At 70.6% G+C, this 15678-nt stretch carries 12 protein-coding genes and 1 pseudogene; 8 read left to right on the top strand and 5 right to left on the bottom strand.

Annotated elements, in window-relative coordinates:
* Nucleotides 1–365: 365 nt before the first annotated feature.
* A complete protein-coding gene (locus ADK57_RS06570) occupies nt 366–1523 on the top strand; it encodes an acyl-CoA dehydrogenase family protein (RefSeq protein ID WP_053748411.1) in 1158 nt (385 codons plus the stop codon).
* Between the two features lie 35 nt (nt 1524–1558).
* Nucleotides 1559–2425, top strand: coding sequence for an acyl-CoA thioesterase (locus ADK57_RS06575; RefSeq protein ID WP_053748403.1), 867 nt, complete (start codon nt 1559–1561; stop codon nt 2423–2425).
* Between the two features lie 40 nt (nt 2426–2465).
* Here the strand turns inward: ADK57_RS06575 and ADK57_RS06580 are convergent, their stop codons facing one another.
* Both ADK57_RS06580 and ADK57_RS06585 read right to left on the bottom strand, forming a co-directional pair.
* Nucleotides 2466–3254, bottom strand: coding sequence for a phosphatase (locus ADK57_RS06580; RefSeq protein ID WP_053748412.1), 789 nt, complete (start codon nt 3252–3254; stop codon nt 2466–2468).
* 84 nt (nt 3255–3338) lie between these two features.
* Nucleotides 3339–4796 (bottom strand): PucR family transcriptional regulator, encoded by a 1458-nt coding sequence (locus tag ADK57_RS06585; protein WP_199830491.1) that lies wholly within the window; start codon nt 4794–4796, stop codon nt 3339–3341.
* 122 nt (nt 4797–4918) lie between these two features.
* On the opposite strand from ADK57_RS06585, the gene ADK57_RS06590 reads away from it, so the two are divergent.
* The 4 genes from ADK57_RS06590 to ADK57_RS06605 are packed head-to-tail and all read left to right on the top strand — an operon-like array spanning nt 4919 to nt 10199.
* On the top strand, nt 4919–6379 hold the full coding sequence (locus ADK57_RS06590) for a sodium:solute symporter (RefSeq protein WP_053748405.1): 1461 nt from the start codon (nt 4919–4921) through the stop codon (nt 6377–6379).
* 57 nt (nt 6380–6436) lie between these two features.
* The gene (gene speB / locus ADK57_RS06595; RefSeq protein WP_053748406.1) at nt 6437–7417 is read left to right on the top strand and encodes an agmatinase; all 981 of its coding nucleotides are present in this window, start codon (nt 6437–6439) and stop codon (nt 7415–7417) included.
* A complete protein-coding gene (locus tag ADK57_RS06600) occupies nt 7414–9099 on the top strand; it encodes a thiamine pyrophosphate-binding protein (protein WP_053748407.1) in 1686 nt (561 codons plus the stop codon). Before speB ends, ADK57_RS06600 begins: the two co-directional genes overlap by 4 nt.
* A gap of 44 nt (nt 9100–9143) precedes the next feature.
* A complete protein-coding gene (locus ADK57_RS06605) occupies nt 9144–10199 on the top strand; it encodes a phosphotransferase (protein WP_053748408.1) in 1056 nt (351 codons plus the stop codon).
* A gap of 12 nt (nt 10200–10211) precedes the next feature.
* On the opposite strand, the gene ADK57_RS06610 is transcribed toward ADK57_RS06605, so the two are convergent.
* From ADK57_RS06610 to ADK57_RS06620, 3 genes are all read right to left on the bottom strand, one after another.
* Nucleotides 10212–10832 carry a DUF7691 family protein gene (locus tag ADK57_RS06610; protein WP_053748409.1) on the bottom strand — a complete coding sequence of 207 codons (621 nt, stop codon included), beginning with the start codon at nt 10830–10832 and terminating at the stop codon, nt 10212–10214.
* Nucleotides 10833–11037: 205 nt separating this feature from the next.
* On the bottom strand, nt 11038–11847 hold the full coding sequence (locus ADK57_RS06615) for an endonuclease I family protein (RefSeq protein ID WP_053748410.1): 810 nt from the start codon (nt 11845–11847) through the stop codon (nt 11038–11040).
* A gap of 189 nt (nt 11848–12036) precedes the next feature.
* Nucleotides 12037–14376, bottom strand: coding sequence for an ArnT family glycosyltransferase (locus ADK57_RS06620; RefSeq protein ID WP_053748413.1), 2340 nt, complete (start codon nt 14374–14376; stop codon nt 12037–12039).
* Nucleotides 14377–14644: 268 nt separating this feature from the next.
* Here ADK57_RS06620 and ADK57_RS46995 point away from each other — a divergent pair, with 268 nt between their 5' ends.
* Both ADK57_RS46995 and ADK57_RS06630 read left to right on the top strand, forming a co-directional pair.
* Entirely contained in the window at nt 14645–15253 is a 609-nt protein-coding gene (locus ADK57_RS46995; RefSeq protein ID WP_420711844.1) for a hypothetical protein, read from the top strand.
* Nucleotides 15250–15678: pseudogene (locus ADK57_RS06630) on the top strand (hypothetical protein); the annotation flags it as partial. The gene ADK57_RS46995 and the pseudogene ADK57_RS06630, both read left to right, overlap by 4 nt.

Here is a 15678-nt window from a genome sequence, read left to right on the forward strand (position 1 = left end):
GGTCCGGAGCCGGACTTTCCTTGGGGTGCGGGCCGGGGCCTTCTCGGGGGTGCAGGGCCGGAGCAGGGCCTTCTTTTGGGGGTGCAGGGCCGGAACAGGGCCTTCTTTTGGGGGTGCAGGGGGCGAAGCCCCCGCCGGGGTCCGGGGCGGAGCCCCGTGAGGGTGCCCTCTCATCAGGCCGAGTCGGGTGGGTGGGTGGGAAAGGCCGGGGTCCGGGGCGGAGCCCCGTGGCGGTCGTCCCGTCGCCCCGCACCGCCTCGGCCGAGGTTCACGTGACGAGCGTTACCTGGACGTGCCTTCGTACTCGCCGGTACGGTAAGTGAGCAAGCGCTTAGACATGCCCGAGAGCAGTGGAGGTGGCGGCGGTGCGCCGTACGGTGTTCAACGAGGATCACGAGGCGTTCCGGGAGACCCTGCGCGCCTTCATCGAGGCCGAGGTCGTTCCGGTCTACGACGAGTGGTTCGCGGCCGGCCAGGCGCCGCGCGACTTCTACTACAAGCTCGCCGAGCTCGGCGTCTTCGGTATCCGCGTGGACGAGGAGTACGGCGGCGCCGGCATCGACTCGTACAAGTTCGAAGCCGTGATGTACGAGGAGACCGCGCGCGCGGGCGTCCAGTTCGGCGGATCCGGTGTGCACGTGCTGCTCGGCCTGCCGTACATCAAGATGCTCGCCACCGACGAGCAGAAGAAGCGCTTCCTGCCGAAGTTCGTCTCCGGCGAGGAGATGTGGGCCCTCGCGATGACCGAGCCGGGCACCGGTTCCGACCTCGCGGGCATGAAGACCACCGCCAAGCTGAGCGAGGACGGCACGCACTACGTCCTCAACGGCTCCAAGACCTTCATCACCGGCGGCGTCCACGCCGACCGCGTGATCGTCTGCGCCCGCACCTCCGCGCCCACCGCCGAGGACCGCCGCTTCGGCATCTCCCTGTTCGCCGTGGACACCAAGTCCGAGGGCTACTCCATCGGCCGCAAGCTCGACAAGCTCGGCCTGAAGACCTCCGACACCGCCGAGCTGGCGTTCGTCGACGTGAAGGTCCCGGTCGAGGACCTCCTCGGCGAGGAGAACAAGGGCTTCTACTACCTCGGCCACAACCTGGCCTCCGAGCGCTGGGGCATCGCCTTCGGCGCCTACGCCCAGGCCAAGGCCGCCGTCCGGTTCGCCAAGGAGTACGTCCAGGACCGCACGGTCTTCGGCAAGACGGTCGCCTCCTTCCAGAACACCAAGTTCGAGCTGGCCGCCTGCCAGGCCGAGGTGGACGCGGCCGAGGCCGTCGCCGACCGCGCGCTCGAGGCCCTCGACGCGGGCGAGCTGACCCCCGCCGAGGCCGCCAGCGCCAAGCTCTTCTGCACCGAGGTCGCGCACCGCGTGATCGACCGCTGCCTCCAGCTGCACGGCGGCTACGGCTTCATGAACGAGTACCCGATCGCCCGCCTGTACGCGGACAACCGCGTCAACCGCATCTACGGCGGCACCAGCGAGATCATGAAGTCGATCATCGCGAAGGACATGGGTCTGTAAGGTCCCGGAAATTACCGACCCGTAGAAATAACTGCATGAGTCAGGCACTACAGGGTCTCCTCGATCTGCTCGACATCGAGCAGATCGAGGAGAACATCTTCCGCGGCCGGTCCCGGTCCGCCGTCGTCCCCCGCGTCTTCGGCGGGCAGGTCGCGGCCCAGGCACTCGTCGCCGCCGGGCGGACGGTCCCCGAGGACCGCCTCGCCCACTCCCTCCATGCGTACTTCCTGCGCCCCGGCGACCCCGGCGCGCCGATCGTCTACACGGTCGACCGCATGAACGACGGCCGTTCCTTCACCGCACGCCGGGTCCTCGCCGTCCAGCACGGACAGCCGATCTTCGCCCTCTCCGCGTCCTTCCAGCGGCACGAGGAGGGCTTCGACCACCAGACCCCCATGCCGGCCTCCCCCGACCCCGCCACGCTCCCCACCTCCGAGGAGCGGCTGCGCGGCTACGACCACATCGCCCCCGAGGTCGTCGAGAAGTTCCTGGAGGCACGCGAGGCGATCGACCTGCGCTACGTCGACGAGCCGCCGTACGGAAAGTTCGGCGAGCCGCGCGAGCCGCACTCCCAGGTGTGGTTCCGCACCAACGGCAAACTCGCGGACGACCCCCTCCTCCACGTCGTCCTCGCCACGTACGTCTCCGACATGACGCTGCTCGACTCGGTCCTGCTCGCGCACGGCCGCGGCGGCTGGGCGGTCGGCGACGTCGTCGGGGCCTCCCTCGACCACGCGATGTGGTTCCACCGCCCGTTCCGCGCCGACGAATGGCTCCTCTACGACCAGGAGTCACCGTCGGCCCACGGCGGCCGCGGCCTCGGCCAGGCCCGCATCTACACCCAGGACGGGCAGCTCGCCATCTCGGTCATCCAGGAAGGCGTGGTCCGCGCCCCTCGGTGACGGTTCCCCGCGGGGAGGGGCCGGGGTATGCCACGAGCGCCTACGCCAGCCCCGCCTCCGCCAGCAGATACGCCGTCATCGGGTCGTAGTGGCGCGGGCTGACCACATGGTCGTCGAGCGGGACCGACACCTGGACCGTGCCCTCCGCCTCCGCGAGGAACAGCGCCGGGTCGTTGCAGTCGGCGTACCCGACGGAGTCCACGCCGTGTTGGCCGGCGTAGCCCGCCCAGCCGTGGTCGGCGACCACCAGGTCGGGCAGCGGGCGGCCCGCGCGCTCCAGGGCGGTGAGGATGGCCTTCATCGGCTCGCCGGAGTGGGTGTGCCACAGGGTGGCGCCGTGTTCCAGGACCGCCACGTCGGCGAACTGCATGACGTACCCCTCGTCCGTCTGCAGCCCGTCCGGGATGACCACGATCTCGCAGCCCGCGGTGCGCAGGGCGGCCGCCGTGGCCCGGTGCACGTCGAGCAGGCCGCCCGGGTGGCCGGTCGCGAACAGCACCCGCTGCTGTCCGTCCGCCGCCTTGCGCAGCCGGCCCGCCAGGCGCTCCAGGCCGGCCACCGTCAGCTCGGGGTCGATGGTGTCCTGGCCGTAGCGATACTCCGGGTCGTCGTTCACACCCACCCGCTCCGCCATCACCGCGAGCACGTCCTGCTCGTCGGTCCAGCGGTCGCCGAGCTCCAGGCCGAGCCAGAAGTTGCGGACGCCGTTGGCGAGCTGGCGGTAGTGGGAGAGGTTGTTCTCACGCGGGGTGGCGACGTCGCCCGCGATACGGGTCTTCACAAGGTGCTCGACGAGCTCGTCACGGCTGGGTGTCCCGGATATCGGCATGTCCCCCATTGTGAGGCAGAGCCCTGGGCGAACACCCGTCGTCCCGCCCGCTGGGACGTGGGTCACGTGGTGTCCCCAGGGTGGTCAGAGCCGCCGCAGGGCGAACCACAGCTCCATCCGTACGTCCGGGTCGTCCAGGTCCGTCTCCAGCAGCGCCGCGCACCGGGCGATGCGCTGCCGCACGGTGTTCCGGTGCACGGCCAGCGCCACCGCCGTACGGTCCCAACTGCCGTGCAGCGACAGCCAGGTGCGCAGCGTCTCGGCGAGCACCGGGGTCAGGGGTGCCAGCAGCGCCCGGGCGTGCGCCTCGGCCTCCTCCTCGGGGACCAGGTCGGCCAGGGCAGGGCGGGCCCCGTGGCGGACCAGCGGAGTGCGGGTGGCCCGGGCCCGGGCGAGCGCCCGTGCCGCCTGCCCGTCGGCGGACGCCCACTCGTCCGGGCCGACGGCGGCGCTGACGCCCAGCGTCCAGCCGGGCTGCGGCGCCGGTTCGCGATCGGCCGGCACCAGCACGCGTACGACGTCCCGCGCCAGGTCGACCAGCGGGGAGCCGAGCGCTGCGCCCAGCGCGGAGGCCGCCACCGCGTCGGGAGCGTGGCCCTCCGGCCGCGCGTGCACGACGAGCCACCGCCGGCCGCCGAGCAGCGGCGCGACCGACTCCGGCGCGGCGCCCAGCAGCAGCCGTACCAGCGCGGCGGACCGGGCCGCTCCCGTACCGCTCTGGTGCTCGCCGGTGAGGAGAGCGAGCAGCACGGCGGCGACGGAGGCGATGGTGTGGTCGCCGGGTTCGCGCTGCGGGGCCGCGACACCGAGCACGAAGCCCTGTCCGGCGCCGAGGGAGTAGGCGGCGAGACGGGTGCCGGCGACGGTGTCGGTGGCGGTGGTGGCGGAGGAGGCGCGCCCGGCGAGGACCCCCGCCAGCCCCGCCAGCGCCTCCCGCGCCTCGCCCCGCCGCTCCTCCCGCCCCGCCGCCGCGATCTGGGTCCCGTCCGGTCCGTACAGCACCGCCCGGCCGCCCACGTGCCGGGCGAGTTGCCGTAGGACGGACGGGACCGGGTCGGGGCGGGAGGCCGCTGCGGCCAGGCTCTGCTGGGCCTCCGTGACGCGGCGGAGTTCGGCCGTGCGGGCCTGGGCCATCAGCTGCCAGACCGCGCGGGCCACACCCGAGAAGGTGGTCTGCGGCGGGACCTCCAGCAGGGGCAGCTCGTACGCCTCGCAGGCCGCGACCAGCGCCCGCGGCACCGTGTCGTGCACCGGCGCCACCCCGAAGCCGAGGGCCGCACCGCCCGCCGCGACGATCCGGGAGACGTAGTCGTCGAAGTACGTGCCGGAGCCGGCCGCCTCCGGGATGTGCACCCCGGCGGTCAGCAGCAGCTCGCCGCCCAGCAGATACGGGTACGGGTCCGCCATCTCCGAGGTGTGCGCCCAGTGGATGACGATGTCCGGGTCGGCGGGCCCGGCGATCTGCCGCAGGGCGAGGTCCTCGCGGGCCAGCAGCGATGCCAGCGGTACCGGTGGGGTGGGAGGGACGGCGGGGTCCGGCATGATGGACGTTCCCTCCACTCGGAGCGGCGTGAATGGATGAAACGTACACTTCGCAGTCGCTTTCCGGCCACCTAGTGTCGGTGCTCGTCACCCGCAGGCGACACCGAGTGAAGGAGGGCCCCGTGGCCGTCGACTACGCAGTGATCGTCGTCTATCTGGCAGGCATGCTGGCCATGGGCTGGTGGGGGATGCGCCGCGCCAGGTCGAAGAGCGAGTTCCTGGTCGCCGGACGGCGGCTCGGACCCGCGATGTACTCCGGCACGATGGCCGCCATCGTCCTCGGCGGCGCGTCCACCATCGGCGGCGTGGGGCTGGGATACCAGTACGGCCTCTCGGGCGCCTGGATGGTCTTCACCATCGGCCTCGGACTTCTCGCCCTGTCCGTCTTCTTCTCCGCCCGCATCGCCCGCCTCAAGGTCTACACCGTCTCCGAGATGCTGGACCTTCGGTACGGCGGCCGGGCGGGCGTCATCTCCGGCGTGGTCATGTGGGCGTACACCCTGATGCTCGCCGTCACCTCGACCATCGCGTACGCCACGATCTTCGACGTCCTCTTCGACATGAACCGCACGGTCGCGATCGTCCTCGGCGGTTCGATCGTCGTCGCGTACTCGACGCTCGGCGGCATGTGGTCGATCACGCTGACGGACATGGTGCAGTTCGTGGTGAAGACCATCGGCGTACTGCTCCTGCTCCTGCCCATCGCCGTCGTGAAGGCGGGCGGCTTCGGCGAGATGAAGGCGCAGCTCCCCACCGAGTACTTCGACCCGCTGGGCATCGGCGGCGAGACGATCTTCACGTACGTGCTGATCTACACGTTCGGCATGCTCATCGGCCAGGACATCTGGCAGCGCGTGTTCACCGCGCGCAGCGACACGACGGCGAAGTGGGGCGGCACGGTCGCGGGGACGTACTGTCTCGCGTACGCCCTCGCCGGTGCCGTGATCGGTACGGCCGCCAAGGTGCTCTACCCGAACCTGGCCAACGCGGACGACGCCTTCGCGACGATCGTGAAGGACGAACTCCCGGTCGGCGTACGGGGGTTGGTGCTGGCCGCCGCACTCGCCGCGGTGATGTCGACGTCCTCCGGCGCGCTCATCGCCTGTGCGACCGTCGCCAACAACGACATCTGGTCGCGGCTGCGGGGAGCGGTGCGGGGGGCGGAGGACGCGCACGACGAGGTCCGGGGCAACCGCGCCTTCATTCTCCTGATGGGCGTGGCGGTGATCTGTACCGCCATCGCGCTGAACAACGTCGTCGAGGCGCTGACCGTCGCCTACAACCTCCTCGTCGGCGGCCTCCTCGTCCCGATCCTCGGCGGGCTGCTGTGGAAGCGCGGCACCGTACAGGGCGCCCTCGCCTCCGTGACCGTCGGCGGCCTCGCGGTCATCGGCCTGATGGCGACCTACGGCATCCTCGCCAACGAGCCCGTCTACTACGGCCTGTTGTCCTCCCTGGCCGCCTACCTCGTCGTCTCCCTGGCGACGAAGCCCACCGACGCGGCCGTCCTCGTGGCCTGGCGCGAGCGCCTCGCCGGGCAGGCCCCCGAACTCGCGTCCGAACCGGTTCCGGCTCCCCAGTAGAGTCGTAAGAAGATGCAGTACATACGCGACGAAGCGTAGGAAAGAAGGCATGACCCCATGAGCAGCAACGAGACGCCCCGCGGCCCCGTCGACTCGTCCCGCATCCCGCGGTACGCCGGTCCCGCGACCTTCGCCCGGCTGCCCCGCCTCGACGAGGTCGGCCGCACCGACGTCGCCGTGGTCGGGGTGCCGTTCGACTCGGGAGTCTCGTACCGGCCGGGCGCCCGCTTCGGCGGCAACGCGATCCGTGAGGCGTCCCGGTTGCTGCGGCCGTACAACCCGGCGCAGGACGCGTCCCCCTTCGCGCTGGCCCAGGTGGCGGACGGCGGCGACATCGCCGTGAACCCGTTCGACATCAACGAGGCCGTGGACACGATCGAGGCGGCGGCCGACGAGCTGCTCGGCACGGGCGCGCGTCTCATGACCCTGGGCGGCGACCACACGATCGCGCTGCCGCTGCTGCGGTCGGTGGCGAAGAAGCACGGCCCGGTGGCGCTGCTGCACTTCGACGCGCACCTCGACACCTGGGACACGTACTTCGGCGCGGAGTACACGCACGGCACCCCGTTCCGGCGGGCGGTGGAGGAGGGGATCCTCGACACGGAGGCGCTCTCCCACGTCGGCATCCGCGGCCCGCTGTACGGCAGGCAGGACCTGACCGACGACGAGAAGCTGGGTTTCGGCATCGTGACGTCGGCGGACGTGTACCGCCGGGGCGCCGACGAGGTCGCGGACCAGCTGCGTCAGCGCATCGGCGACCGTCCCCTCTACATCTCCATCGACATCGACTGCCTGGACCCGGCGCACGCGCCCGGCACGGGGACCCCGGAGGCGGGCGGCATGACCTCCCGCGAACTCCTGGAGATCCTGCGGGGCCTGGCCGGGTGCAACCTGGTCTCGGCGGACGTCGTCGAGGTGGCCCCCGCGTACGATCACGCGGAGATCACGTCGGTGGCGGCATCCCACACGGCGTACGAACTGACCACGATCATGTCCCGTCGGATCGCCGAGGCGCGCAAGGAGAACGAGGGCAAGTGACCCACGACCACGACCTGGTGCTCCGTCCGACGGCCGCACAGACCTCGGCCGCCCTGAATCCGCCCCCCGGGCGCAGCGGCGGAGACCTGGTCGTGGAGACGCTGGCCGGGCTCGGCGCGACGACGGTGTTCGGCCTGCCCGGCCAGCACGCGCTCGGCATGTTCGACGCGCTGCGCCGCTCCGACCTGCGGTACATCGGCCTGCGGGTGGAGAACAACGCGGGCTTCGCGGCGGACGCGTACGGCCGGATCACGGGCGAGGCGGCACCGCTGCTGCTGTCGACGGGCCCGGGCGCGCTGACATCGCTCGCGGCCCTGCAGGAGGCGGCGGCGGCTTCGGCGCCCGTCCTGGCGATCAGCAGCCAGATCCCGACCGCCGGTCTGGGCGGTGGTCGCCACGGCTACCTTCACGAGCTCCCCGACCAGTCGGCCTCGTTCCGGGGAGTCGTGAAGTCGGTCCACACGGTCCGCGCCCAGTCCCAGATCCCCTCCGCGATCGCCGAGGCGTGGAAGTCGGCGCTGACGGCCCCGCACGGACCGGTGTGGGTGGAGATCCCGCAGGACGTGCTGCTGGCCGAGACGGCGATCCCCGTGGTGACGGGCGGCGACGCCTTCCCCGAGGAGCTGCCGCCGCGCCCCGAACTCACGGCGGTGGCGGCCGACTTGCTGTCGAAGGCCGCCCGTCCGGCGATCATCGCGGGCGGAGGCGTGGTCCGGTCGGACGCCTCGGGCAAGCTGAAGCAGCTGGCGGAGAAGCTCCAGGCGCCGGTGGTGACGACGTTCGGCGGCAAGGGCGCGTTCCCCTGGAAGCACCCCCTGTCGTTGCAGTCCTGGCTGGAGGACCGCCACACCACGGACTTCCTGGAGGACGCGGACGTACTCCTCGTCATCGGCTCGGGCCTGGGCGAACTCTCCTCCAACTACCACACGTTCAAGCCGCGCGGCCGGGTCGTCCAGATCGAGGCGGACCTCGGGAAGCTGGAGTCCAACCACCCGGCGCTGGGCATCCACGCGGACGCGCGACTGGCGTTGCAGGCGCTGCTGGAGACGGTGGAGCCGCGGGAGGACGGCACGGTCCGGGAGCGCGTGAGCGAGCTGCTGTCGCGTGTGCGTGAACGCATCGCCTCCCAGGAACTCACCCTGGAACAGGATGTGTTGGCGTCGGTCCGCAAGGCCCTGCCCGCCGACTCCCCGTCCTTCTGGGACATGACGATCCTGTCCTACTGGGCCTGGTCGGCCTTCGACGCGAAGTCCCCGAACACCATGCACTCGGCCCAGGGCGCCGGCGGCCTCGGCTACGCCTTCCCCGCGGCCCTGGGCGCGGCGGCGGCCGATCCCACCCGCCCCGTACTGGCGGTCTCCGGCGACGGCGGTGCCCTCTACTCGATCGCCGAGCTGGCCACGGCCCGCCAGCACGACCTGAACGTCACCTGGCTCATCGTCGACGACGGCGGCTACGGCATCCTCCGCGAGTACATGACCGACGCCTTCGGCGAGCCGACGGCCACGGAACTGACCCGCCCGGACTACGTGGCCCTGGCCGGGTCGTTCGGGGTGCCGGGGGTCCGTACGACCCCTCGGACTTTGTCGGACGACCTGGCGAAGGCACTGGCCGCACCGGGCCCCGCGGTGGTCGTACTCCCCGCGGTTTTGCGGATGTTCGCGGCGACGCACCTCGGCTGAGGTGCAATCCTGTGAGCCCGACAGGCAGCCGGAGAGGCACCCAGATGCAGAGCGCAGCCGACCTCATCGCGGACACCTACGCGCTCGGCGCCGGCCCATGGACGATGACACCCGTCACCCGTGGCGCGCTGGGACAGATCTGGAAGTTGTCCGGGAACGGGAACGGGACCGGGAACGGGAACGGGAACGGGAACGAAAACAGGAACGAAAACGGGACCGGGAATGGCTCCTCATGGGCGGTGAAGGAGCTGCTCTTCGGCTGTGACGAGCGGCAGGTAGACCAGGAAGCGGCACTGCGGAACGCCGCGGAGAAGCTGGGGATCTCCTCGCCGCGGCTCATGCCGAATCGCGACGACGCGTACGTCTCGCGGCTCACCTCCTCGCCGGGCGGGTCGTACGTGAAGCTGTACGACTGGATCGACGGAACGCCGGCGGACCCCTGCGAGCCGGAGCTGCTGAGCTGGTGCGGCCGGACCCTGGCCATGCTCCACAGGGCCGGAGAGGGCGCCGCCGCCGGGGCGCCGAGCGCCTGGTACGAGCAGTGCCCCCAGGACGCCGACTGGGAGAAGCTGCACAAGGAGACCCGGCGGCTCGGCATACCGTGGGCGGATGCGCTGGGCCGGTTCATCGCCACCTCGGCGGCGGAGTTGGCGCAGTACGTCACCCCCTCCGGCGCCGGTGATCTGGTGACCTCACATCTCGACATGCAGCCGCAGAACGTGCTGGTCGGTCCGGCCGGGCCGGTTCTCCTCGACTGGGACAACGCCGGACCCGTCTCGGCGGAACGCGAACTCGCGCGCGCCGTGTACGTATGGGCGGGCGGGAACGACTTCCGTGCCGATTCCGCACGGCGGTTGGCACGGGCGTATCTGGATGCCGGAGGCCCCGCAGCCATCAAGGGCCTGGACTCGTTCTCGATGCTCTTCGCAACGGCCCTGAACTACGTCCACGTCCAGGCCGAGTGCGCGGTGGATCCGACCGTGACCGCCGCGCAGCGCGAGTTCGCGAGCGGTCAGGTCGTCACTTCTCTCAGGACCCTGCCGGATCTTGCCGCCGTATCCCGGTTGGCGGACGCTCTCGAGGCCGAGTGCCGTTCCTAGGATCCTGCCCGGTCACCCGAACCAGAAGAAGATCGTGTCCAGGGTCTGCCCGAGCTGTCGCGAGCTCTCCCACTCCTCCGCCTCGAACCGCATGAGCTCCGCGAACTTGCGGGCCGTGTCCTGGTATTCGGGGTCGAGACGGTCGAGTACGGCGTCGTAGGCGTCGGCGAGTGCGGCCGCTCGCCGGGTCGGCAGGGTGCCGATGGCCGGGAAGGCGTCGCCGGGGTGGGGGAGCCGCACCGGCGGTCCGCTGAACAGGAACACGCCGGGCAGCAGGTCCGACGGGACGCCGTGACGGGCGAGTTCGTCGTCCATGCGGTGGAACCAGGACGGCCGGCGCCATGAGCCGAGGTCGGTGGTGTCGGAGAAGTGGGACGCCACCACCTCGTGGAAGGCGTGGGTGTACGCGGGGCTCGTCTCCACGCTGGGCGCCCCCTCGATCAGCTCGTCGAGCGCCTGGCCGACGCTCACGCCGAGATCGATGTCCTCCTCCCGGAACCGCGCGTCGGTCTTCGCGCACCGCTCCCGCACGACCCCGAGCACCCGCTCCTGCTTCTCGGTCCGCTCCACCGCGGTGAGCAGACGCATCACGTCCCGCATGTCCCCGGTGCTCATCTCCAGGCAATAGCTCACTGCTTGCCTCCCCGTTGTCCGTTGCCCGTGCTTCGTTCTCCGGGCTTCCCGTCCATGATCCCTACGGGGTGGTGCGTGGCGTGCACAGGGGGGCGCGTGCCGGGGGAGGACACGTGTGTGACGAAGGCCGGGCAACCGCGAGTGGGCCCGGCCGGATGCGTCCGGCCGGGCCCCTTCCGTACTGCTCCTACTGCTCCTGCTGTCCCTACCAGATCGCCTCGACCCACTCCGGGTGGTCGATGAACGGGTTGCGGTTCTTCTGGTACGTGTCGTAGATGACCTGGTTGCGCTTCTCCTCGAAGGCGCTCGGCGGGTCCTCGTCGTTCCACTGCTTGAGGACGGCGAGCTTGCCCATGTACGGGTTGCTGCCGTTGTTCACCTTCTCGTTGGGCTCGAGGTCGGCCCAGCCGTCGTCGCCCTCGTAGCGCACGGCCATGTAGAGGATCATGCGGGCTACGTCGCCCTTGTCGGCGTCGCGCGGCTCGAAGGAGTCGGAGTCGACGAGGCTGCCGCCGCCGTTGGTGACCGTGCTGCCGCCGTTGTCGAAGTCCAGGTTGCCGCGGATGCTGTTGACCTGGACGTCCGCGGGGCGCAGGTGGTGCAGGTCCGTGCCGGGGCCGGTCGCCTCGCCGAAGTCGCCGTGCGACTTGGCCCAGGTGTGCTCGCGGTTCCAGTCGCCGACGTCGCCGCCGTTGAGGGACTTGCTGCGCGAGACACCGCTGTACAGCAGGATCACGTTGTTGCTGTTGTTCGGGTCCTGGTCGGTCGCCTTGAGGGCGTTCCAGACCGCGGAGTAGGAGATCTTCGTCTGGCTGCTGATGATCGTGTGCAGCGAGGACTTCAGGCTCGTCCCGGTCTTGCCGACCGCGTTCTTGTAGTACGTCGTGTCGTACGCGGTCGTCGTGGCCGCAGCCGGGGTCGCGGTCAGCGCGGGGGCGGTGAGGCCGACCAGGACCGTGGAGACGGCGAGCGCCAATGGCTTCCATCGGCGCGTGCGTATGGGTGTCACGGGCATCGGGGGTGTCCGTTCTACGCGGGTTGATTGAGCGGGCAATCGGGAGCGTGACATGGACATGCGTTCTTGTCCATGAACCGAACATGTCCATCAGATGACCGAAACCGACAATTTGCCCCTTGTCTACGCGAGTTGACATACCAAAACGCCCCCTGACCGGAAGGCCAGGGGGCGTTGGGGCTGTGGCGGTCAGCTCACGTCCGACGCGTCCAGACGGTAGATCGTCGACTGGCTCGACTGGTTGGACTGGTTGGACTGGTTGGACTGGTTGGACTGGTTGGACTGGTCGGACTGGGACGAGGAGTTGGACTCCGACTCCGACTCCGACTCCGACTCAGAAGCAGAGCTGTTGCTGTACTCGCTCTCCTTCACCGCCGTCCCGTTCTTCTGCACCCACTCCGTGACCTCGGAGCTGATGCCGGAGTCGCCCCCCATGCCGCCTCCCATTCCGCTGCCACCGATCTGGATGTAGTGCAGCTCACCCTTCTTCACCAGCTCCTTGAGCTTGGCGAGGGTCATCGCCTTGTCACTGCCGGACCAGCCCCACATGGAGATGACGGGCTCGCCGCTGCTCACGATGAGCTGCGCGGCACTCTGCGAACTCGACACGGCCAGCAGCCACTTGGCGCCGTCCTGGTGCTTCTCCAGGTACGACACGAGCTCGGTGCTCGCGCCGCCCATTCCACCGCCGGCGCCCATTCCGCCGCCGCCGAAGCCGCCCGTGCCGCCGGGCTGAGCGCCGGTGCCGCCCTCGGCCGCCGTGCCGCCGTTCTGGCCGGTGCCGCCCGGAGGCGTACCGCCCATCTCACCGCTACCGCCGGGAGCCTGGCCGCCGTTCTGGCCGCCGGGCAGTTCGCCGTTGCCGCCGCCGGGCGTCATCTGGCCGCCGCCGTCCTGGCCCTGCTGTTGCCCGCCGGCCTGACCGCCCTGCTGGGTACCGCCCGGCATCTCACCGCCACCGAAGCCACCCCGGCCGCCACCGCCGCCCCCACCGGGGCCGCCGCCGAAGCCGCTGCCGGTCGACGGCCCGGCCGTCGGATTCGTACCGCCGCCCATGCCGCCTCCGCCGCCCGAACCGGACGGCACCGACCAGGCGTACGCCGCCGGGCCCGCCACCGCGGCGACGACCGCCGCGGCCACCGAGGCCGCCAGCAGCCGTACCCGGTTGCCGGAGCGGAAGACCAGCAGACCCGCGATCGCCAGCGCCATGACCACCGCGACCGCCGGCCACAGCCAGGTGTTCCAGCCGGAGGCCCGGCGCAGGAGGACGACGGACCAGATCGCCGTGACTGCCAGAGCCGCCGGCAGCACCCACGCCCAGCGCTTGTCGGCGCGGAAGGCGCGCAGCAGCATCACGCCGCCGCCTCCGCACAGCGCCGCGATGCCGGGGGCGAGCGCGGTCGTGTAGTACGGGTGCATGGTGCCCTCGGCCATCGCGAAGGTCAGATAGTGCAGCGCGGTCCAGCCGCCCCACAGCACCAGCGCGGCCCGCGTCAGGTCGGTGCGCGCGGCGCGGCCGCGCAGGACGATGCCGCCGACGCAGGCGATCGCCGCGAAGGGGATCAGCCAGGAGATCTGGCCGCCGAGGATGTCGTTGAAGAGGCGCCCGAGACCGGCCGTACCGGAGAAGCCGCCGCCTCCGCCTCCGCCGCCTCCGCCGTTGCCCTCGCCGCCGAAGATCCGGCCCAGGCCGTTGTAGCCCATGATCAGGTTCCAGGCGGTGCCGTCCGTCGAGCCGCCGATGTACGGTCGCGAGGACGCGGGCACCAGAGACACGGCCGCCGCCCACCAGAAGCTGGAGACCGCGAGCGCCACGGCCGCCAGGGCCAGGTTCACGACCTTCTTCTTCCAGCCGAGCTTCGACGCGTACACGTACACCGCGAAGACGGCGGGCAGCGCGATGTATCCCTGCAGCATCTTGGTGTTGAAGGCGAGCCCGAAGCACACCGCGGAGCCGAGCAGCGGCAGCAGCCTGTCGTTGCGGACCGCCCGCAGCGCCAGCGCCGCGCCGCCCACCATCAGCAGGACGAGCAGCGTGTCCGGGTTGTTGTCGCGGTTGATGGCGACCGTGATCGGGGTCAGGGCGAGGACCAGCGCGGCGACGGCCGCCGCCGCGTGCCCGAACACCCGCTTCACGGACGAGTGCAGGATCCAGATCGTGCCGAGCGCGGCCGCGACCATCGGCGCCATCATCTGCCAGGTGCCGTACCCGAAGATTCGGCACGACAGGCCCATGACCATCAGCGAGAAGGGCGGCTTGTCGACGGTGATGAAGTTGCCGGCATCCAGTGAGCCGAAGAACCAGGCCTTCCAGCTCTGCGTGCCGCTCAGCACGGCGGCGCTGTAGAAGCTGTTCAGGCTGGAGCCGGACAGGTTCCAGGAGTAGAGCACCGCGGCCAGGATCATGATCGCGATCAGTGCGGGGAGCGACCAGCGAGGTGCCTTGTCCGGGGGCGCCGCGGGCGGGGCCGGCGGCGGCAGGTCGGGGGTCACGGTCGTGTGGGGGTGTGGATCGGTGGCTGATGTCACCAGTGCACGATGCATACGCCGGATGGGCGCGGACTGTGCCTTGCCTGGGGACAGGCTGTGGATGGATGAGATACCGGTAAGAGTGTGCGGCTCGATGCATCGACCTCGCGGGCGAGCCACATCGTCCAAGTGAGGCACCTTTCCGGCTCCCCCCAACTCCCGCTTCCTGCACCCGATCCCGAGATCCGCCCAGCCACGGCCGGTCTACAACCGGCCATCCGCAACGCCGGTGGAGTGTCCGCGTTGCCTGCGGTGATATGTCGATGTGATGATTCCCGGCGTGGCGAATCCAGGGGAGAGCGACGCGGCGGCGGGGCATATACCCAGGTCCGGCCTGTCCGATTACGTCGAGATGGCGGCACCCCTCACAGGAGCCGAGGGGCGCCCGCAGCCGGTGCCCTCTCAGGCAGACCAATCGCCGGGGCCTCCCACTTCCGACGCGCCTTCCGGGCCGTCCACCAGCGGTGCTGCAACTCCGCAAGGCGGGGACCAAGTCACCCGCAGGCGCCGTGAGTTCGCCGTGCTGCTCGGCGAGTTCCGCCGTACCGCCGTACTCGTACCGGTCACCGAGGACGAGTCCCCGCTGACCGGGGACTACGACGGGACCCGTTGGATCTGCGCCTTCTCGGACGAGTCGGCGCTGGCTCGATTCGCCATCGCAAGGGGTGAGGGCTCGCGGGAGTGGGCGTATCGCCGGGTCCTGGGAGCCCGGTTGCTCGATGTCGCCATACCGGCGGTGGGCGTCCCGTGCGGGGTGGCTCTGGATGTGGGGAGCGAGGGCGAGGGCGTGCTGTTCCCGCCGGTGGTGGGGATCGTGCCGGACGCGGCGGCGGTGGATGCGGAGCCGACGGAGATGTACGAGAAGGGGTCGCGGTGAGCGGGGGCGCAGACGGGACGGGGAACGGCGGCAAGGATCTGCAGGCCGTCGGGCTCGGTGAGATCGCCAAGGGCATCACGCTGACCTTGGAAGAACTCAGAGAACTCGGCATCGACAGTCTCGCCGGGGTGGGGCGCGGATTCTCGGAACTGCAGCTTTCTGGGCTGAAGTTGGGGCATGGCGAGCTGACGTCGGCGTTCACGTCGTTCTGTGAGCGCTGGGAGTGGGGCGTGCGGGCGCTGGTCGCGGAGGGGAACGACTTCGCGGAGGGGGTGAAACTTTCGGCGGGTACGTACTACGAGACGGATCAGTACGTCGAGGGCGCTATGAAGATCGTCGCGAATTCCGTGACGGGCAACCCGTACGCCTCCGAGGACGACGTCACGCGGATGAGCTGGCAGGAGCTGAACCAGAACACCGCGCTC

It is taken from the genome of Streptomyces sp. MMG1533 (genome assembly GCF_001279775.1).
Taxonomy (GTDB): domain Bacteria; phylum Actinomycetota; class Actinomycetes; order Streptomycetales; family Streptomycetaceae; genus Streptomyces.